This window comes from Nocardiopsis salina YIM 90010 (assembly GCF_000341025.1).
Taxonomy (GTDB): Bacteria; Actinomycetota; Actinomycetes; order Streptosporangiales; family Streptosporangiaceae; genus Nocardiopsis; species Nocardiopsis salina.
The window spans coordinates 1-19,838 of record NZ_ANBF01000137.1; the positions used below are offsets into that span (position 1 = coordinate 1).

Annotated in this window: 15 protein-coding genes and 1 pseudogene; 13 read left to right on the forward strand and 3 right to left on the reverse strand. The window is 73.7% G+C overall.

The window, feature by feature from the left end; genetic code table 11:
• The first annotated feature begins 87 nt into the window (after positions 1–87).
• From hutH to hutI, 5 genes are read left to right on the forward strand one after another with little or no spacing between them, the layout of a single operon-like run.
• Positions 88–1,635: a histidine ammonia-lyase gene (gene hutH / locus D474_RS0115325; protein WP_017614429.1), complete on the forward strand. Its 1,548-nt coding sequence runs from the start codon at positions 88–90 to the stop codon at positions 1,633–1,635.
• A 22-nt stretch (positions 1,636–1,657) separates the two neighbouring features.
• A complete protein-coding gene (gene hutU / locus D474_RS0115330) occupies positions 1,658–3,313 on the forward strand; it encodes a urocanate hydratase (protein WP_017614430.1) in 1,656 nt (551 codons plus the stop codon).
• Positions 3,313–4,551, forward strand: coding sequence for an allantoate amidohydrolase (locus D474_RS0115335; protein WP_017614431.1), 1,239 nt, complete (start codon positions 3,313–3,315; stop codon positions 4,549–4,551). The genes hutU and D474_RS0115335 overlap by 1 nt, the downstream gene beginning before the upstream one ends.
• Positions 4,548–5,894 carry a formimidoylglutamate deiminase gene (locus D474_RS0115340; RefSeq protein WP_017614432.1) on the forward strand — a complete coding sequence of 449 codons (1,347 nt, stop codon included), beginning with the start codon at positions 4,548–4,550 and terminating at the stop codon, positions 5,892–5,894. Before D474_RS0115335 ends, D474_RS0115340 begins: the two co-directional genes overlap by 4 nt.
• Positions 5,891–7,105, forward strand: coding sequence for an imidazolonepropionase (gene hutI, locus D474_RS0115345; RefSeq protein ID WP_017614433.1), 1,215 nt, complete (start codon positions 5,891–5,893; stop codon positions 7,103–7,105). The genes D474_RS0115340 and hutI overlap by 4 nt, the downstream gene beginning before the upstream one ends.
• Here the strand turns inward: hutI and D474_RS0115350 are convergent.
• Positions 7,089–8,057 (reverse strand): DUF2867 domain-containing protein, encoded by a 969-nt coding sequence (locus D474_RS0115350; RefSeq protein ID WP_017614434.1) that lies wholly within the window; start codon positions 8,055–8,057, stop codon positions 7,089–7,091. The two genes, hutI and D474_RS0115350, sit on opposite strands and share 17 nt — an antisense overlap.
• A 64-nt stretch (positions 8,058–8,121) precedes the next feature.
• On the opposite strand from D474_RS0115350, the gene D474_RS0115355 reads away from it, so the two are divergent.
• Entirely contained in the window at positions 8,122–8,727 is a 606-nt protein-coding gene (locus D474_RS0115355) for a TetR/AcrR family transcriptional regulator (RefSeq protein WP_017614435.1), read from the forward strand.
• A gap of 122 nt (positions 8,728–8,849) precedes the next feature.
• Positions 8,850–9,941: a GNAT family N-acetyltransferase gene (locus tag D474_RS0115360; protein ID WP_017614436.1), complete on the forward strand. Its 1,092-nt coding sequence runs from the start codon at positions 8,850–8,852 to the stop codon at positions 9,939–9,941.
• Positions 9,942–10,017: 76 nt separating this feature from the next.
• Here the strand turns inward: D474_RS0115360 and D474_RS0115365 are convergent, their stop codons facing one another.
• On the reverse strand, positions 10,018–10,299 hold the full coding sequence (locus D474_RS0115365) for an Lsr2 family protein (RefSeq protein ID WP_017614437.1): 282 nt from the start codon (positions 10,297–10,299) through the stop codon (positions 10,018–10,020).
• A gap of 457 nt (positions 10,300–10,756) precedes the next feature.
• Between D474_RS0115365 and D474_RS0115370 the strand changes: the two genes are divergently transcribed.
• Positions 10,757–11,179, forward strand: a complete 423-nt coding sequence (locus D474_RS0115370) for a DUF485 domain-containing protein (protein ID WP_017614438.1) — start codon at positions 10,757–10,759, stop codon at positions 11,177–11,179.
• A complete protein-coding gene (locus D474_RS0115375) occupies positions 11,176–12,900 on the forward strand; it encodes a solute symporter family protein (RefSeq protein ID WP_017614439.1) in 1,725 nt (574 codons plus the stop codon). The genes D474_RS0115370 and D474_RS0115375 overlap by 4 nt, the downstream gene beginning before the upstream one ends.
• Positions 12,901–12,907: 7 nt before the next feature.
• Here the strand turns inward: D474_RS0115375 and D474_RS0115380 are convergent, their stop codons facing one another.
• Complete coding sequence (locus tag D474_RS0115380; RefSeq protein ID WP_017614440.1) at positions 12,908–13,933, reverse strand: hypothetical protein; 1,026 nt, start codon at positions 13,931–13,933, stop codon at positions 12,908–12,910.
• Positions 13,934–14,197: 264 nt separating this feature from the next.
• On the opposite strand from D474_RS0115380, the gene cas6 reads away from it, so the two are divergent.
• The 4 genes and pseudogenes from cas6 to D474_RS28870 form a co-directional block, all read left to right on the forward strand.
• Positions 14,198–15,154 carry a CRISPR system precrRNA processing endoribonuclease RAMP protein Cas6 gene (gene cas6, locus D474_RS0115385; RefSeq protein WP_026118518.1) on the forward strand — a complete coding sequence of 319 codons (957 nt, stop codon included), beginning with the start codon at positions 14,198–14,200 and terminating at the stop codon, positions 15,152–15,154.
• A 772-nt stretch (positions 15,155–15,926) separates the two neighbouring features.
• Complete coding sequence (locus D474_RS0115390) at positions 15,927–17,813, forward strand: hypothetical protein (protein WP_017614442.1); 1,887 nt, start codon at positions 15,927–15,929, stop codon at positions 17,811–17,813.
• Between the two features lie 112 nt (positions 17,814–17,925).
• The gene (locus tag D474_RS0115395; protein WP_017614443.1) at positions 17,926–18,624 is read left to right on the forward strand and encodes a hypothetical protein; all 699 of its coding nucleotides are present in this window, start codon (positions 17,926–17,928) and stop codon (positions 18,622–18,624) included.
• A pseudogene (locus D474_RS28870) lies at positions 18,621–19,838 on the forward strand (hypothetical protein); the annotation flags it as partial. The gene D474_RS0115395 and the pseudogene D474_RS28870, both read left to right, overlap by 4 nt.

Below are 19,838 nucleotides of genomic sequence, written 5' to 3' on the forward strand. Positions count from 1 at the left end.
GCTGACGTCGGCCGCCTGTCTGGGATCTCGGACAGAACCAACGTGTCGGCCCTTCCCGCGGCGGCCCCGGGAGGATCGAATGGAGCCATGTCCACAGCAGCTCCCTCCGTCACCATCGGCGGCGTCCCGCTCACACCCGCCCAGGTCCTGGCCGTCTCTCGCGACGGCGCCCAGGTCGTCCTCTCCGAGGAGACGCGCAAGGCCGTCCGCCACGGTCGCGAACGGGTCGAGGACCTGGCCGCCGGCGAACAGCCCTCCTACGGGGTCAGCACCGGCTTCGGCGCGCTCGCCACCCGACACATCGCGCCCGACCTCCGTGCCGACCTGCAGCGGTCGCTGATCCGCTCGCACGCAGCCGGCGCCGGTCCCGAGGTCGAGCGCGAGGTCGTGCGCTCGCTCATGCTCCTGCGCCTGCGCACCCTGTGCTCGGGCCGGACCGGTGTACGCCCCGAGACCGTCGAGGCCCTCGCCGCTCTGCTCAACGCCGGGGTGACCCCGGTCGTGCACGAGTACGGAAGCCTCGGGTGCTCCGGCGACCTCGCGCCCCTGTCGCACGTAGCCCTCGCCCTCATGGGTGAGGGGGAGGTGCGCGACGCCTCCGGGGAACGCCGACCCACCGCCGAGGCGCTCGCCGCGGCCGGGATCGAGCCGGTCGAGCTCGGTGCCAAGGAAGGCCTGGCCCTGATCAACGGCACCGACGGCATGCTGGGCATGCTCGCGATTGCCTGCCAGGACCTCGGCCGCCTGCTCACCGTCGCCGACATCTCAGCGGCCATGAGCGTCGAGGCGCTCCTGGGCACGGACCGGGTCTTCGCCGACGACCTCCAACGTCTGCGCCCGCACCCGGGCCAGGCCGCCTCTGCCACGAATCTGCGCGCCCTGCTGGACGGCTCTCCGATCGTCGCCTCCCACCAGGGCCCCGACTGCGATCAGGTGCAGGACGCCTACTCGCTCCGCTGCGCGCCCCAGGTCGCCGGCGCTGCCCGCGACACCCTCGGGCACGCCCGCCTGGTCGCCGAGCGCGAGCTCGACAGCATCATCGACAACCCCGTCGTGCTCGAGGACGGGCGCGTGGAGTCCAACGGCAACTTCCACGGCGCACCGGTCGCCCACGTCCTGGACTTCCTCGCCGTCTCCGTGGCCGACACCGCCTCCATCGCCGAACGCCGCACCGACCGCATGCTCGACGTGGCGCGCTCGCACGGGCTGCCCGCCTTCCTCGCCGACGACCCCGGTGTGGACTCCGGCCACATGATCGCCCAGTACACACAGGCCGCCGTGGTCTCCGAACTCAAGCGCCTGGCCGCGCCGGCCAGTGTCGACTCCATCCCGAGCTCGGCCATGCAGGAGGACCACGTCTCCATGGGCTGGTCGGCCGCGCGCAAGCTCCGCCGCGCCGTCGACGGGCTGACCACCGTCCTGGCCGTCGAGCTGCTCACCGCCGCCCGCGCCCTCGACCTGCGTTCACCCCTCGACCCCGGTCCGGCCACCGGGGCCGTCGTGCGCGCCCTGCGTGAGCACGTGCCCGGTCCGGGCCCCGACCGCCACCTCTCGCCGGAGATCGCCGCCGTGGAGGCCCTGATCTGCGACGGAACCGTCGTTGCAGCTGCCCGGTCCGTCACCCCCCTCTCCTGAACCAGTGAAAGGACACCCTGCGATGAGTGCTCCGCGTACCGTCCGCGCCGCACGCGGCACCACCCTGTCGGCCAAGGGCTGGCCCCAGGAGGGCGCCCTGCGCATGTTCCACAACAACCTGGACCCCGAGGTCGCCGAACACCCCGAGGACCTCGTGGTCTACGGGGGTACCGGCCGCGCCGCCCGCGACTGGCGCAGCTTCGACCGCATCACCGCCTCCCTGCGCGACCTCGAGGGCGACGAGACCCTCCTCGTGCAGTCCGGCAAACCCGTGGGGATCCTGCGCACCCACGAGTGGGCGCCGCGTGTGCTGATCGCCAACAGCAACCTGGTCGGCGACTGGGCGACCTGGCCCGAGTTCCGCCGCCTGGAGGCCGAGGGCCTGACCATGTACGGGCAGATGACCGCCGGGTCGTGGACCTACATCGGCACCCAGGGCATCCTCCAGGGCACCTACGAGACGTTCGCCGCCGTGGCCGAGAAGAGGTTCGGCGGGACCCTGGCCGGGACCGTCACCCTCACCGCGGGGCTCGGCGGCATGGGCGGCGCACAGCCCCTGGCGGTCACCATGAACGACGGCGTCGCCCTCGTCGTGGAGTGCGACCCCACCCGCATCGAGCGCCGTCTGGAGCACCGCTACCTCGACGTGCGCGCCGACAACCTCGACCACGCCCTGGAGCTGGCCGAGAAGGCCCGGTCCGAACGCCGCCCGCTGTCCATCGGCGTTCTCGGCAACGCCGCTGAGGTCTTCCCCGAGCTGCTGGCCCGCGGTGCCGAAATCGACGTGGTCACCGACCAGACCTCCGCCCACGACCCGCTCGCCTACCTGCCCCGCGGCGTGGCCTTCGAGGACCACAAGGAGCTCGCGGCCGCCGGGCCCGAGGAGTACACGGCACGCGCCCGCGAGGCGATGGCCGCGCACGTCGAGGCCATGGTGGGCTTCCTGGACGCCGGCGCCGAGGTCTTCGACTACGGCAACTCGATCCGCGACGAGGCCCGCACCGGTGGCTTCACCCGAGCCTTCGACTTCCCCGGGTTCGTGCCCGCCTACATCCGGCCGCTGTTCTGCGAGGGTAAGGGGCCCTTCCGCTGGGCCGCGCTCTCCGGCGACCCCGCCGACATCGCCCGCACCGACCGGGCGATCCTCGACCTCTTCCCCGACAACGACCACCTCGCCCGCTGGATCCGCATGGCCGGCGAACGTGTCGCCTTCCAGGGGCTGCCCGCCCGCATCTGCTGGCTCGGCCAGGGCGAACGCGCCGCAGCCGGGCAGCGCTTCAACGAGCTCGTCGCCGCCGGGGAGATCAGCGCGCCCCTGGCGATCGGCCGAGACCACCTCGACACCGGATCCGTGGCCTCCCCCTACCGCGAGACCGAGGGCATGCGGGACGGTTCCGACGCCATCGCCGACTGGCCCCTGCTCAACGCCCTGGTCAACACCTCCTCCGGGGCCTCGTGGGTGTCGATCCACCACGGCGGGGGAGTGGGGATGGGACGCTCCCTGCACGCCGGACAGGTCAGCGTCGCCGACGGCACCGACCTGTCCGCAGCCAAGCTCGGCCGGGTGCTCACCAACGACCCCGCCATGGGTGTACTGCGCCATGTCGACGCGGGGTACCCCGAGGCCGAACGGGTCGCCGGCACCCACGGCATCCGTGTCGCCTCCGAGGGGGAGTGATGAGCTTCGACCGCCTGTGGGCCGACCTGGCGCCCGTCGGCCGCGATCCCGGGTCCGGCGGGTACCACCGGCACGCCTGGAACGCCGCCGACGCCGAGGCCCGGGCCTGGTTCACCGACGCCGCACGCGCCCGTGACCTGAACGTACGCACCGACCGAAACGGGAACCTGTGGGCCTGGTGGGGCGAGCCCGCGCCCGGCGCGGTGGCCACCGGTTCCCACCTGGACTCGGTCCCCGACGGTGGCGCCTTCGACGGCCCGCTCGGGGTGGCCTCCGCACTGGCCGCCGTCGACGTCCTGCGCGAACGCGGCCTCAGACCGCACCGTCCGTTGGCCCTCGCGGTCTTCACCGAGGAGGAGGGCGGGCGGTTCGGCGTCCCGTGTCTGGGTAGCCGCCTCAGCGCCGGGGAGATCGACCCCGACCGGGTGCGGGTCCTCACCGACGCCGACGGCACCACCTGGGCCGAGGCGATGGACGGCGCCGACCTCGACCCCGCAGCCATGGGGCCCGACCCCGGCACCCTGGACCTGCTCGACGCATTCGTGGAACTGCACGTGGAACAGGGCCGCCACCTCGCCGACACCCCGCACGCCCTCGCCGCCGCGAGCACGGTGTGGCCGCACGGACGCTGGCGCCTCGACCTCACAGGTCGCGCCGATCACGCCGGCACCACCCGCCTGGAGGACCGGGCCGACCCGATGCTGCCCTTCGCCCGCACCGTCCTGGCCGCCCGCGCGAGCGCTACCGCCCACGACGCCCGCGCCACCGTCGGCAAGGTCCGGGTCACCCCCAATGGAACCAACGCAATCGCCTCCCGCGTCAGTGCGTGGCTGGACGCGCGCGCCGCCGACCGGGCCGCCCTGGACGCGGTCGTGGCCGGGGTGCGGGCCGAGGCCGGGCGCAGCGCCGCAGAACACGGGGTGGGGCTGACCGTGGCCCAGGAGTCCGACACCCCCGTCGTCGAGTTCCCGCACGCCCTGCGGGACCGGATCGCGGCGGTGCTGGAACGGCGGGTCCCCGAACCCGGCGTGCCGGTGCTGCCGACCGGGGCCGGTCACGACGCTGCCGTGCTCGCCGCGCACGTGCCCACCGCGATGCTCTACGTACGCAACCCGACCGGGGTCTCGCACTCGCCGCACGAGTGGGCCGACCCCGAGGACTGCCACACAGGGGTGACCGCGCTGGCCGACGTGCTCCAGGACCTGTTGGAACGTCCCGTCGGGGAGGTGGCTCCGTGAGGACACGACTGTGGGCCGAGTGGGCCTGGACCGGGGCGGACGACGGGGCGGTCGAGCACGGGGTGCTGCTCACCGTCGAGGACGGGCGCATCACCGCCCTGACCCGCAGCCCGGAGCCGCCCGTGGGCGCCGAGGCGCTGCAGGGGCTCACCCTGCCGGGATTGGCCAACGCCCACTCCCACGCCTTCCACCGGGCGCTGCGCGGACGCACGCACTCCGACGGGGGCACGTTCTGGACCTGGCGCCGGGCCATGTACCGCGTCGCCGACCGCCTGGACCCCGGGACGTACCTGCGCCTGGCGCGGGGTGCCTACGCGGAGATGGCGCTGGCCGGGGTGACGAGTGTGGGCGAGTTCCACTACCTGCACCACGGCCCCGGGGGCGCCCCCTACACCGACCCGAACGCGATGGGGCGGGCACTGGTGGAGGCCGCACGCCAGGCCGGGATCCGCCTGACACTGCTGGACGTGTGTTATCTGGCCGGGGGACTGGACACCGACGGCACCCGGCATCCGCTCTCCGGTCCCCAACTGCGCTTCGGCGACGGCGACGTGCACCGCTGGGCCGACCGTGTCGAGCTGCTCGACCTCGACGGGGAGTACGCCAGGGCGGGCGCGGCAGCCCACTCGGTGCGCGCCCTGACACCCGAGGACCTGTCCGTGGTCGCGGCCACCGCACGCGAACGCGGTCTGCCCCTGCACGTCCATGTCTCCGAACAGCCCGAGGAGAACACCGCCAGCCTCTCCGCCCACGGCCGCACACCGGTCGAGGTCCTGGACGGCGCGGGGGCGCTGGGGCCGGGCACCACCCTGGTGCACGCCACCCATCTGACCGACGCCGACATCGGGCTCGTGCGGGGCAGCGGATCCACCGTCTGCCTGTGCCCGACCACCGAACGCGACCTCGCCGACGGGCTGCCGCGCACCGGCGACCTCGGCCCGGCACCGTTGAGCCTGGGATCGGACCAGCACGCACGCACGGACCTGTTCGCCGAGGCGCGCGGCGTGGAACTGCACGAGAGGTTGCGCACCCACCGTCGCGGCACCCTCGACACCGGGGCCCTGTTGCGCGCCGCCACCCATCACACCTCTCTGGGATGGGACGACGCCGGGGCGCTGCAGGTGGGGGCCCGCGCCGACGTGGTCAACGTGCCTCTGGACGGCATCGGCCTGGCCGGTTCCTCGCCCGAGCGGGCCGCGGACGCCGTCGTCTTCGCCGCCACCGCTGCCGACGTGCGCCACGTGATGGCCGACGGGCGGTGGGTCGTGCGCGCCGGAACGCACCTGCATCTGCCCGACGCCGCGGAGGACCTCCACACGGTGATCAAGGAGCTCTACGCATGAACCCCATTACCGAGACCCCCCGGACGATCCTCGTCGACGACATCGGCACCCTTGTCACCAACGACCCCACCCTGGGGCGCGGCCCGGTCGGCGAGATCTCCGACGCCGCACTGGTCCTGGAGGAGGGACGTGTGGCCTGGGCCGGCCCGCGTGCTCAGGCCCCCGCGGCCGACGCACGGGTGGACGCCGCCGGGCGCTGTGTGCTCCCCGGGTTCGTCGACAGCCACTCCCACATCGTCTTCGCCGGCGACCGCAGCCGCGAGTTCGCCGCCCGCATGAGCGGGACTCCGTACTCGGCCGGCGGGATCCGCACCACCGTCGCCGCGACCCGGGAGGCCTCCGACGCCCAACTCCTGGCCAACGCCCGGACGCTGGTGCGCGAGGCCCGGGGCCAGGGCACCACCGCCCTGGAGGTCAAGTCCGGGTACGGGCTCACGGTCGAGGACGAGGCCCGCGCTCTGTCCGTGGCCGGACGGATCACCGACGAGGTCACCTTCATGGGCGCGCACGTGGTCGCACCCGAGTACGCCGCCGACCCGGAGGGATACCTCGATCTGGTCATCGGCCCCATGCTCGATGCGTGCGCGCCGCTGGCCCGGTGGGTGGACGTCTTCTGCGAGCGCGGCGCTTTCGACGAGGACGCCTCGCGCCGGGTGCTCACCGCGGGCATGGAGCGGGGTCTGCTGCCGCGCGTGCACGGCAACCAGCTGGGGGAGGGGCCCGGGGTGTCCCTGGCGGTCGAGGTGGGAGCCGCCTCGGTCGACCACTGCACGTACCTGTCCGGTGCCGACGTGGACGCGCTGGCCCAGGCAGCGAAACGCCCCGAGCCGACCGTGGCCACCCTGCTCCCGGGCGTGGACTTCTCCACCCGCCAGGCCTACCCGGACGCACGCCGACTCGTGGACGCGGGTGCGCTCGTGGCCCTGGCGAGCGACTGCAACCCGGGTTCCTGTTTCACCTCGAGCCTGGCCTTCTGCATCGCCGTGGCCGTGCGCGACATGGGCCTGACCCCGGACGAGGCCGTGTGGGCGGCCACCGCCGGGGGCGCCCGCGCCCTGCGACGCGACGACGTGGGCCACCTCGCTCCGGGTGCCCGTGCCGATTTCACGCTGCTGGACGCACCCAACCACCTGTACCTGGCCTACCGGCCCGGGGTCCCGCAGGTCGCGGCGGTGTGGAAGGACGGATCCCTGGTCAGCGGACAGCCGTAGTTCCCCGTTCGCTCAGCCGGCGTGCGGCGTGTCCGAGCATGGCGCGTACCACGACGGGGTGCACGGGTCGGACCACGGTCCAGTACAGGCGGCCGCGCCGGTTGTGCAGGAGTACCACCGTGGTGAGTGCGACTGTGTCCCGGTCGTCGCCGACCAGGACCGAGACCCGGAAGTCCAGATGACCGGCGTCGGTGCCCAGGAGCACCTCTCCCGGGCGCTCCGCGACCGTGTCGAACGCGGAGCGCCCGGCCCGTTCGATGCAGACCGCGCCCACCGACGCTTCGCGCAGCAGGAGCAGTCCCCTCACCCACCGGGGCGGGTCCCGGAAGACCGCGTCCGCCCAGACCTGGGGATCGGTGCTCGTCCCGGGCGGGCGCTTGATGGAGAAGGCGCCGGCGTGGTGCGGGGCGTCGAAGACCGTACCGGCGAGCCGGGCCTCCTTCGGTACCGGGCATGTCCGGGCGGAAGGTGTACCCGCGCGGCGCAGGAGGCGCACCCACGTCGACCACCGGTGCGGTCGCGGCCGCCGCCCGGTCGCGGCCTGCTCGGCGTTGTCGAGCAGGTCCTCGATCAGGGCGTCGTGCAGCGGACGGATCGCCAACGGCCATGTCAGGCGCGAGGTGCCGAACGGAACGGCCTCCACGTGGTGGCGCAGGAAGGTGTTGCCGTCGGGGAGGGGCTCGACCACGAGTTCGTGGTGGCCGCGGAACCCCGTCTCCGGGCGGAAGGTGAACCGCACCCTGCGCCCGGGTTCGTGCTCGCTCACCCGATAGCGGATCGGTCCGTGCCCGCCGTCGGCACCGACCGCCAGGGGGCGGTCCAGCCGCATCGGTACCCAAGCCGGGCTGGGCCACAGTCGGTCGTGCGGGCCACCGAGAGTGTCGATGAGCTCGCTCAGAACCTCGGCGGGCGCGTGGATGACGCGTTGGTGTGTGTTGCGGACGAATGCCATGACGACCTCCGTCGAAGCAGCCGTACGGTGCCGTACAGTTTTTCCCGTACGGTACCGTACGGTCATGGCCGACGAGAAGACCCGGCGGAGGCTCTCCGCGCAGGATTGGGCCCGCGCGGCCCTGGAGGCGATCGGTGAGGGAGGGCTCGCCGCCGTCGCGGTCGAGCCCATCGCCGCCCGCCTCGGCGCGACCAAGGGCAGCTTCTACTGGCACTTCGGCAACCGCGACGCGCTCGTGGCCGCGTCGTTGGACCTGTGGGAGCGCGAGCACACCGAGGCCGTGGTCGAACGTGCGGAGGCAGAGCCGGACGCCCGCGCCAAGCTCCGGCGGCTGTTCACCGACGTGACCGTGGGCACCACGCGCACGGCGGGCAACCGCATCGAGGTCGCCCTGCTCGCGACCGCCTCCCACCCGCTGGTCGCCCCCGCCATGGCCCGCATCACCGAACGCCGGATCGCATACGTAACCCGCCTCTACGAGGAACTGGGGGTACCAGCGGAGCGGGCTCGGCGCCAGGCGCTGCTGGCGTTCACCACCTGGCTGGGGCACACCCAGCTCGTACACGCCACCCCGGATGTCCTGCCCGACGACGACACCTCGGGCTACCTCGACTTCGTGCTCGACGAGGTCGTCACCCCCGAAGGGCTCGGAGGCGCAGCCGCCCCATGAACTCAATGCGGGGCTAACCGGGACGAAACGTGCATCCCTGAGGGTGGTTCCACGTCGGTGCGCGTTCCACCGCCGCGCCACAGCGCGGTGGCGCGGCGGTGGAAACACCACGAGGAGGCGCTGTGGGCCTGTGGCGGATCAGAACGGCGGTCGAGGACCGGCCCGGCGGACTCGCCGGGGTCGTGGACCTCCTGGCCGGCCAGAATGCGGACATCGTGCAACTGACCATCCACACCGATGTCACCGGTGCTGTCGACGAGTTCGTGGTCGACCTGCCCGGCGACCACACCGGTGCCGTCGAGGCACTCTCGGAGCACTGTCCCTCGGGTGCGGTGTCGGCAGTGCCCGCCCATCGGCGCGAGGTCGGTGATGAGCTCACCCGCGCCCTGCTCCTGGCGGGACGCCTGCGCGCCCACCCCAACCGGCTCCCGGAGGCCCTGGCCGAACTCCTGCGCGCCGACGAGGCTGCCTGGACCAACCTGACCCGGGCCGACCAGGAGGAGGGCCTGGACCCTGCCACGTGCATGCTCGTGCCGGTCGGGCCGCTGCGCGGGGTGCTCCTGCGTCGGCCCTCCCACCCCTTCACCTGGACCGAGAGCAGCAGGGCCGACGCCCTGGTCCGCCTGGTCATGCCGGCCGCGGGTCCGGTGCCCACCGAACGCATCGTGCGCACCGTCTCCGGCCGGGGGCTCTCGCTCCGGCAGGTCCACGAGGGCGACGCCGACGAACTCCGGGCGCTGCACCGGCGCTGTTCGCCCGACACCCTGCGCGGCCGTTACTTCGCCGGGGTGCGCGACCTCGCCCCCTGGATGCTGCGGATCTTCTCCGACCCCGACCGCGGGCTCACCCTGGCCGTGCGGCCCCAGGGCGGGGAGGCCCCCGTCGCGCTGGGCCACCTCATGTACACACCCGACCCGGGTGTCGGCGAGATCGCGTTCCTGGTCGAGGACGCCTGGCAGGGCAGGGGTGTGGGAACCGCGCTCACCCGTGCCCTGACCGTGGCCGCCGCCGACTGGGGCCTGGCCGAGGTGCGTGCCGAGACGACGCTGTCCAACACCGCGATGCTGCGCACCATGCGCCGCTTCGGGGCCTCCGTGCAGAGCCAGGGCGGCACCCACGTGCATGCCCGCCTGCCCGTGGCAGAGACCGTCCAGGCGGGGATGGGCGCCGACCGCAGCCGCGGCCGGGGCGCCCGCCTCATGGACGGAGGGTGAGACGGGCAGGACGAAGGACGTGCGGGGCCCGCCGCCCCGGAAGGCGACGGACCCCGCACGTTCATGGCCGTTCGGCTCAGGCGTCCGCCGTCGCGGGCTGCTCGGCGTTCGTCTGCTCGCTGTCCGACTGCGCGGTGGAGGTCTGTGCGGCGGCCTTCTTACGGCGCTTCTTCACCGGGCGGGAGTAGTCGACGAGGGGCTCGAAACGGGCCTGGTGCTCCTCGAAGCACTCGGTGCAGGCGTCGACCTCGCGGACCGTGCCCTCCCAGGCGAACTGGATGACCTCGCTCGCCTCGACCTTCTCCTCACGGACGGCGTGGGGATCGCAGTACTTGAGCGTGAAGACCTCGGTGACCACGGCGGGGATTTCCCTTCGGTATCGCGTGAACGGGCGGACCCCGTGATCATACACGTGTACGAATGCGGAGGAAGACAGCCTCAGGAGCAGCCGTAACGGATCCGGGGTCGCCTGGAAGCCTAGCGAAGACCGGAGGTCACCGTGTCCACGCCCGCGCCCGGTGCGGGGCTCCCGCGCGTGTCCCGGCGCATGCGGGCGGCCCGGGTGGTCCGAGTGGAATTCACCCCGATGAATGGTTCGTCCTGTTTCTTGAATTCTGCGGACTTCCACTGCCGATGGATTTCGGAATTCGGCCACCACGTCCACTCGCCCCTGGCTAGGGTGAATCCCCAACCGGGACGAATCCGTCCCGGCGCGCACCCGCCGAAGGAGACGGCCGGAGCACGAGGGGGCCGGCCGCCAGCGGTGTCGACGCGCACCACGACACGCATCCATGCAGGTGTCTCAGGGGAGGGTCATGGTCGAGTACATGGAGGCGGCCCCCGGCGGCCGAATCGGCGAGCCCGCGGGGCCGCAACGCCGCCGGGAACGCAGGGTCGAGGAGGCCGGGATCGCCCACGCGTGCGAACGCCTGTGGGCCGACCGCGATTTCGTGCGGTTGCGGCGCAGGTACGCCCTGCTGTGCGGCCTTCTTGTCACCCTCTTCCTGGGCGGCTACCTCACACATCTGTTGTTGAGTGCCTACGCCCGGGATTTCATGAGTATTCGCCTCGCCGACACGGTCAATGTCGCGTTGGTCTCCGGGCTCGGCCAGTTCCTGCTCGTGTTCTTCCTCGCCTGGGCCTTCTCCAGCGCGGCACGGCGCTGGGTCGATCCGCTGGCCGCACGCGTGCGCACCCGCATGGAGACCGAGCACCCGTCCGGGGAGGTGGCACGATGACCGCTCCCGACGCGTCCGGGCACCTCGCCGACGCCCTCACCGGTCAGGTGGGCGCCGCACACCTGTGGACCGTCGGTCTGTGCGCGTTGTTCGTACTGGTCACCCTGGCCATCACCGTCCGGGCCCGCCGCACCACCCACGGCGCCGTCGACTTCTACGCGGGCGGACGCGAGTTCTCCGGCACCCAGAACGGTCTCGCACTCACCGGGGACTATCTGTCGGCCGCCTCCTTCCTCGGCATCGCCGGGATGATCGCACTGCAGGGTTACGACGGATTCCTGTACTCCATCGGGTTCCTCGTGGCCTGGCTGCTCGTGCTGCCCATGGCCCAGCTCATGCGCAACACCGGCCGCTTCACCATGGCCGACCTGCCCGCGTTCCGGATGCGGCGCATGCGCGTACGCCTGGCCTGCACCGTCTCGACCGTCACGGTGAGCGTGTTCTACCTCGTCGCCCAGATGGTCGGCGCCGGCGCGCTCTTCGCCGTGCTGCTGGGGCTGCACGACGGCGGGACCTTCCTGGGACTGACCGACAGCCAGGCCCGCACCGGCGCCATCGTGCTCGTGGGCGTGCTCATGATCGTCTACGTCATGTACGGCGGGATGAAGGCCGCCACGTGGTTGCAGATCATCAAGGCCGTCGCACTGCTGGGTGCGACCGGCCTGCTCACCGTGCTCGTTCTGGCCGCGTTCAGCTTCGACCCCCGCGCCCTGCTCGACGGCGCCGCCGAGGCCAGCGGACACGGGTCGGCCTTCCTCGAACCCGGGCTCGGGCTGGGGCAGGACGTGCCCGGCGACGCCGCCGCGACCCTGTACAACAAACTCGACCTCATCAGCCTCGGCCTCGCGCTCGTGCTGGGCACCGTTGCCCTGCCGCACATCCTCATCCGCTTCTACACCGTGCGCGACGGCCGGGCGGCCCGCTCCTCGGTCAACCGCATGGTGGTCATGGTCGGTGCCTTCTACCTCATGACCCTTGCGCTCGGGTTCGGCGCCGCAGCCCTCGTCGGATCCGAACGCATCGTGGCCATGGACCCCTCCGGCAACACCGCGGTTCCCCTGCTCGCGGAGGAACTGGGCCGCCTCACCGCCGGGCCGGCCGGGGCCGCGGTCCTGCTGGCACTGGTCTCCGCCGTCGCACTGGCCACGATCCTGGCCGTCGTGGCCAGCCTGACCCTGGCCTCGTCCTCCTCCATCGCCCACGACCTGTTCGGCCACGTGCTCATGTGGGGTCGCCCGCGCGAGTCGCAGGAGGTGGCCGTCGCCCGGTTCTCGGCATGCCTGGTCGGCGGGGTCTCTATCGTGCTCGCGATCCAGGCCCAGGAACAGAACGTGGCCGCCATCGTCGGGCTCGCGTTCTCCATGGCCGCGGCCGCCAACCTGCCCGTGATCGTGCTGACCCTGTTCTGGCGGCGCTTCAACACCCGCGGCGTCGAGTGGGGCATCTACGGCGGGCTCGCGTCGACCATGCTGCTCGTGCTGTTCTCCCCGGTGATGTCGGGCAAGACCGACCCCGTGACCGGCGAGAACCTGTCGGTGCTGCCGGCCTCCGTCGACATCCAGTTCGTCCCGCTGGAGAACCCGGCGCTGGTGGCCGTGCCCCTCGGGTTCCTGTTCGCGATCGTCGGCAGCCTGCTCTCGCGTGAGCGCAACTCCGGGCGCTACACCGAACTGCGGGTGCGTTCGCTCACCGGGTGGGCCGCCGACCGGGAAACCCCCTGACCGGGGATCACGGGGCCTCGGACGGAGCGTCGCGGGCCCGGGACAACGCGTCGCGAACCCGGTGAAGGAAGGCCGGGATGCGCGGGGCGTTGCGGGCGATGCGGTCGTAACGCACGGCGTCCTCGGCCAACTGCTCGCGCAGGGTGAGCTCGCCGCGTCTGGCCTTGGCACGGTCCTCCCGGCGGGTGGAACGCAGGACAGCCCAGAACATGAGGGCGGCCATGGGGCGGAACACCCCGCGCCCGCGCACGTCGAGCACGGCCTCCACCGACCAGCGCCCGTCCTTGCCGGGGGAGGGCTGCAACCACGCACGGGCCCGCACCAATCGGTGCTCGGCCACCACCAGAACCGGCGGGTCCTCGGCGGAACCGCCACCTTCGGCCGCCTCGTACCAGGCGCCGGTGTCCAGGGCCAGGTCGGCACGGGCGTACCGCAGCCAGGATCCGCGCCCCGGGATCTGCACCTCGGTGTTGGCGCGCAGGTGCTCGGCGGATGCGTCATGCTCCACGTCGCCCCAGGTCACCGCGGTCTCGCCACCTGAGGTGTCGGGCATGGCGTAGGAGACCGACGAGGTTCCGTGCTCGTCCCAGGAGGACACGGTCAGGCCCGTGCCGCTCCATCCCTTGTCCTCGGTGGCCGGCTCCGTGGGCACGCCGGCGGGGGAGAGCTCGGCCAGCAGGTAGTGGGAGCGCGGGGCGAGGTGGCGGCCGTTGCGCAGCTGCAGCGCCAACCGCGACGCGGCCACGGCCTCCTCCTCGGCGGTCTCGGTGTCGCCGTCGGCCCAGGCCCGGGCGCTGCGCTCGGCCGCCTCGTCCTGCTCCTCGTCCAGACGGCGGCTCTGGTCGCCGTCCAGGAGCCCCAGGTCCTCGGCCTCGGAGCGCAGCCCGGACCGGGTGTGCGAGTCGGGGAATGCGAGCCAGCCCCGTCCGTCGAACCGGCACGCCCGGGCGATGCCGTGCAGCGCGGCAACGGTCTCGGCCAGAACCGCGCGGTCCACGGGGGTGATGTCGAAGGTGTGGCTCAGGCGGGGCATCGGCCCTCCGGTCGTTCGGTTCCGGACGCGGCGGCGGATGCACCGCCTGCCCCACAGTAACGAGGCGTGTGGATCGCGCGGACGGGACGTCCGGCGCTCGGGCCTGTCCGAAAAGGTCGTCCCCGCGCCCGGAGGGGCCTCGCGTGGGGGGACGGGGATCCCGGAAGCAGGGCGTGCGCGGGGATGTGCGAGTGTCCGAGAGGAATGCTCGGTGAACCGAGGACGGCGGCGATCCTGCCGTCACGATCGCGCGACGAGGAAGTGGTGACCGTGCCACGACGGTGGACCCTGATCCTGTGCGACCGGGCCGACACCGCCCGGCCCGTCCGGCCGGAGGACTGCCACGGCCTGCTGAACACCTGGTGGCCCCAACCTCCGGGCGAACACTCCGGAGCCAAGAAATGGGCGATGCACGGCTGGCCCGTCCCCCTCGGCGACCGCCTCCACCACTGGACCCTCACCTGGCTCGACGACGCACCCCCGCCGCTGGACCCGTCCGAGCTCATCGGCACGGGCCAGCGCATCGGTGACCACGTCATGGAACCGCTGTCGGTCACCCGCACCTTCGACACCGACTACGCGACCCTGCTCTCGGACGACCGCCCACCGCAGGCCCTGCGCGCGGCCGATCTGCGCAGCCACACACCTGTCGTCACCACCACCCGTGACGCGACCGGAGACCGAATCCCGCACGTGTGGCCCAACCCGAGGCGGCTGTTCGGCGCCGTCCACCGTTCCGGGGGCGGCATCGTCGGCGGGAGCGGCGCGGTCGGCGCGGTCGCCCGTTTCGCCCCCCAGGAGCTGGCGGGGCCCTGGCTCGACCTGGTGCTCGGTGGCATGGCGCAACTGCGGCGCGGCCCTCTGCCCGGCGAGGAGATCCGGCTCGGCGAACACCACCACGCGGACAACCGTTCCGTGCTCGGGTGGCAGGGCGGGATGCGGCTCGAACTCCTCGGCGGCGACCCGCGGCACGCCCGCGCTTTCGCTGCGCTCCTGGAACTGGTGGAGCTGACCGGCGTCGGCAAGTACACGGCGCAGGGGTTCGGGGCTGTGCGCGTGGACACCGTCACCGAACCGCGCCCGGGCGACCAGCCGGCGGCGCGGCGTTCCCGGCGCGAGGGGAGACGGACCTCCCGGCGTTCCGCACCGCGGGCGCACGATCCCCGTCGGCCGCCCTCCGTGGCCGAGACCGGTGAGTTCGAGGGGGCGCTCTTCGACTGAACGGCCACCGGTTCTGACGGGGCCCCGTCCGGGGCCCGAACGACCACCGGGCGCCGCTCGAGGACGGCGGGCGGGGACCGGGGCGCGGCCGGTCGACCACTGGGCACGGGCCCGGAAGGTCGACCGGCCCGCGTGTGCGGGGCACCTGGTCACGGGGGCGGCCCCACGTGGCGTGCCGGAGCAGGACCGGAGCGGGATCGTAGCGACCGGGCCAGACCGCGCAGGTGCGGTGCCAGGTCGTGGGGCCGGAGCGGCTGACCGGGGGCCGGGGGCGGGGCCTGCGGCGCGGCAGGGCGTCCGGAAGGGGACGGAGGGCCGGGTGAGCCCGAGGATCCCGGGGGACCGGGAGGTCCGGGGCGCGAGGTGGGCATGCGTGAGCCTTCCTACCGGGGGCCGTGTACCGAGCTCTCTCGGACAGCTGCCGGGCGGGGAAGGTGTGGTCAGGGCGCCGGGCCACGGCGCGCGGGTGCGCCGGAGAGCCGGCGGGGCGGGCGGGGCCCGGCGTGGGGCGCCCGTGATCGGCAACCGATGCTTCGCGCCCCGTGGGCCGTTGCGCCGCCGCGTCCCGTAGCTGGGCGGCTCGTGCCCGTGCAGGGGTGGCCGCCAGCACCCGGCGACCGGGCGCTTGGTTACCGTTGCCCGCGACGCGACGTTCCGTCCGACTGTCCGAGAGTGGCAAACGGCTGTCCGAGAGAGGACACCGGGACCGTCCGCCACAGGCGTCGGCCGTCGCGTCCCCGCCCTGACCCCGCCGACGAGGAGGCCGCCACCGGTGACCCCCCTCACGCCGCAACGGCCCTGCCCCGGCGCGGACGGTCCCCTTCCCGCTCCGCCGGTCTCCGGTGTGGTCGTCGGTGTCGACCTGCGCGGGATCCAGGCGTTCGTCTACGGCGGGCGCCGAATCCTCGACGCCGTGGGCCGGGCCGCTCTGGTCGCCGAACTCACCGACACCGGCGACGCCGAACACGGGATCGCCGCCCTGGTTCCAGACGACTGCCTGGTGCTGCGCGACGCGGGGGGTGCGTTCACGGGGATCTTCCCCGATCACGGTCCGGCGCGGCTCTTCACCGCCCGCTACACCCGTCACCTGAGGGAACGAGCGGGTGGGCTGACCCCGGTCGTGGCGCACGTGCCCTACGGCCCGGGCGGCGAGCCCGGCGCGGACGGGGCCGGAAGCGTTGCCCGGGCCGGCGGTGCGGACGAGGCGCTGGCCCTGCTGCCGCAACGGCTCCGCGAGGCCCGGGCCCACATGTCCGCGCTGCACGTTCCCGCCCACGGCTACGGCATCACCGCAGAGTGTGCGGTCAGTGGTGCGCCGGCGGAGATCGTCGACCCCAGCCGCAGCACGGGCTCGGGCGCAGGTGCCGACACCGGCGACCGGGTACCCGAACGGGTCTCCGCCGATGTGGCCCGGGCCCGCGGTGTGGGGCGGCGCTGGCACCGGCAGCAGGAACGCGCCTGGCTGGCCCCGTCGCCGAATGCGTCGTGTACCGCTCCACGCCTTGCGCTGCCTGTTGAGACCGACCGCCTCGGCCGGGAGCACGGGGAGCTGAGCCGGGTCGCCGTGGCGCACATCGACGTCAACGGACTCGGTGTGCTGCTGGGGGAGTACCGCGAGCGTGTGGCCGATCCGCAGGTCCCCGGTTCCGGTGCGCTGGCCCAACGGGAACTCTCGCGCCGGATCGCCGGGCTCACGGAAGGGTTGGCTCGCGTGCTTGTTCGCGCGGTCGCGGCGACCGTACGCACGGGACCCGCTTCCCACGCCGTGGTGCCCGGGGTCGGCCCGGGCGGGGCGGTCACGTTGGCTCCTGCCCCCGACCGGGATTCGGACCGAAGCCGCGGCGGCGCGGTGAGCCTTCCCGTCCGGCCGATCGTGGTGGCCGGCGACGATCTCACCCTCGTGTGCGACGCGCGTCTGGCCCTGCCCCTGGTGCGGTACGCGTTGGACTGGCTGGACGCCGACCCCGACCGTATCGGCGATCCGGCCGACCCCGCCGATCCCCGCGTCGCGCTGCACCGGGCGCTGGACCACGACGGTCGCGGTCCCCGCCGTTCCGTGCGCGGCCGGCACACCACGTGCGTTCCGACCGTCGGCGTGGGTCTGGCGATCCAACCGGTGGGCGCGCCGCTCTCCCTCGGCTACGACGTGTGCGAGGCGCTGTGCTCCCGTGCCAAGGCCCGGCGGGTCGCGCGTCCGGAGGGAGAGGACGACGACCACGTCGTCGCCTGGACCACCGGAACCGACGGCGTCGAACGCGCCCTGGAGCGGCTCGCCCGCCGCGGCACGCTGCCCCTGACCGGAAGCGAGCTGCACGCCTTCCTCAGCAGCCACCTCGACGCGCATGCCCCCGGCTCCCTCCTGCCCGGCGGCACCCCGCGCGAGCGGGGATGGCTGCACTCGACCCTCGTGCCTCTCCTGGAATCGGGTGCCGATCCGGAACCCGAACTCCTGCGCCGCGAGCGCGCGACCGGACGCGACGTCGACCTGCCCCGGGGCTGGACCCCCGGAGGTCTGCTCGACGCCGTGGAGGTCATGGACCTTCACCTGGACCCCGGTCTCGCCGCGGCACTCGATCCCCACCGGCCCCAACCACAGGGGCGGACAGGGGCCGGTGGTCCTACTTCCCCGAACCCGACGTCCGGAGGTCCAGCACCGTGACGCCACACCCACACGGAGCCCGCCGGGCGCTCCCCTCTGCACGGATCGTCCGCGCGCCCCGTAGGGCCCACGCGCTACGCACGCACGGAGCGTGCGCCCGGAAAGGCCGCGGGTGAGCGCACCGGACCGCGTCGTGGTGCGCCTCGCCTCCCCGGCCCTGTTCCCCGGGGCCGGGGACGGCAGCGACCGGGGCGTCGCCACCGACGAGCACGGCCTGCCCCACCTGCCCCGGCACCGCCTCGCCGCGTGCCTGCGCGCGGGTGCCCTGGCCGCGCTCGTGCTCACCCCCGACCTCGAGTGGGCCGCCGACGAGCTCTTCGGCCGACCCGGATCCCACGGCCCCGATCGCATCCTGCGCCTGGGCCACGCAGGCGCCGACCCGCAGACCCGCGAGGTCGTGGCGCGGGCTCTCGCGGGCCGGGCCGGACCGGAACGCGCCACCCTCCGCCGCGCCCTGACCCGCGCCCACACCGTCGTCGAGGCCGGAACCGCCGTCGGGGCGGACGGCGCCCCCGAGCCCGGGCGCCTGCGCACCCACCGCGCCCTCTTGCCCGGTACGACCCTGACCGCCCCGCTCACCTGGGCCCGCACACCGTCCGCCGAACACTGGCTCCTCCTCGCCCGCGCCTGCCTGGCCACCGACCGCATCGGGGCCCGCACCCGGCGGGGCCGCGGCCGGGTCGAGGTCCGCCTGGCCGGACCGGACACCTCCGATCCCGACGCGACCACGCTCGCCCTCGCCGCGCCCCCGGGGAAGGAGGAGGGCCCCGGGAGAGGAACCGGCAACGACGGGGAACAGGTGTACACGTGAGAACCTCCGACCCTCCGGTGAGCGCCTACCTCCCCCTCAGATACGTGCTCACCGACACCGTGGCCGTACGCACCCGCCGGGACCCGCTCCACGTGGACACCGACCCGGTCCTGCCCGGACGGGCCCAGCGCGGCATGCTCGCAGCGGCCCTGCACCGCGCCGGCCGCGAGGAGGCCCTCCACACCTGGGTCGCCCGCGGGGACCGGCTCCGCTTCGCGCCCGCCCACCCGCGCCTGGAACCGGGCGAGACCGACGATTGCGTACACCACCCCGACACCGGAACCGTGCGCGTGGCCCATCCGGCGCCCGCCAACCTCTACACCCCCGGGAAGGACGGCACGACGCTCGTCGACGTCTTCGGGCCCACCGACCCGTCCGTGCCCTACAAGGCGGTCCGCGACCCCCTCACCCCCGACCGCCTCCTGCGCGCCCGTGTACGAACCACCGCCGAACGCTTTCTGTCCCGTCCCGGAACGCAGGCCCCTGCCGGCCCGTTCCACACCACCGCCCTCGACGCCGGACAGGTCTTCGAAGCCCGCTGGCACCTGCGCGGACCGGACGAGGGCGCCGTGGAGTCCCTCGCGCACGACGTGCTCGAGACCCTCGCCCGCGCCGCCGGAGCCCTGACCCTGGGCTCTGGCGGGACCCGCGTGCACGGCGGGGTCCGCGTGGAATCGGCCGACCCGGCGCGTCCGCTGTCCCCCGACCGGGCCCGCTGCCCGTGGTCGGACCGTTCCGTGCCCGCCGGGGGCACCGTCGACCTCCTCCTGCTCTCCCCGGCGCTGGTCGTGGGCGCGCACGGCGGCCCCTCACCGCATTCCCTGGTCGCGGAGGCCGGGGACCTGTGCCGGCGCACTCTGCCCGACGCCGGGATCGGGGCCGTGACCGCCCACGTCGAATCGGAGCTCGTCGGCGCCTATCACCGCGGGTACCACGGCCCTATGGCCCAACGCTGGGCCGCCGCACCCGGGTCGGTGGTACGCCTGTCCACCCGCGCGGGCCTCTCCACCTCTCAGGTCCGGGAGCTGGAAGCCCACCACCTGGGGGAACGCGCAGTCGACGGATACGGACAGTTCATGCTGCTCCCGCAGCCCCCGGAGGAACCCACGCCCCTGCCCCCGGTCGCCGCGCCCGTCGAGGGGGCGGCCCCCCGCGGTACGGAACCGTCCGTGGGCCCCACACCCGGCGCCGGGACGGCCGGAGCGGCTGGGGGG

Coding starts and splice junctions, on each gene's coding strand:
- hutH (WP_017614429.1), top strand. CDS start 88: ATGTCCACAGCAGCTCCCTCCGTCACCATCGGCGGCGTCCCGCTCACA.
- hutU (WP_017614430.1), top strand. CDS start 1,658: ATGAGTGCTCCGCGTACCGTCCGCGCCGCACGCGGCACCACCCTGTCG.
- D474_RS0115335 (WP_017614431.1), top strand. CDS start 3,313: ATGAGCTTCGACCGCCTGTGGGCCGACCTGGCGCCCGTCGGCCGCGAT.
- hutI (WP_017614433.1), top strand. CDS start 5,891: ATGAACCCCATTACCGAGACCCCCCGGACGATCCTCGTCGACGACATC.
- D474_RS0115350 (WP_017614434.1), bottom strand. CDS start 8,057: ATGGCATTCGTCCGCAACACACACCAACGCGTCATCCACGCGCCCGCC.
- D474_RS0115355 (WP_017614435.1), top strand. CDS start 8,122: ATGGCCGACGAGAAGACCCGGCGGAGGCTCTCCGCGCAGGATTGGGCC.
- D474_RS0115370 (WP_017614438.1), top strand. CDS start 10,757: ATGGTCGAGTACATGGAGGCGGCCCCCGGCGGCCGAATCGGCGAGCCC.
- D474_RS0115375 (WP_017614439.1), top strand. CDS start 11,176: ATGACCGCTCCCGACGCGTCCGGGCACCTCGCCGACGCCCTCACCGGT.
- D474_RS0115380 (WP_017614440.1), bottom strand. CDS start 13,933: ATGCCCCGCCTGAGCCACACCTTCGACATCACCCCCGTGGACCGCGCG.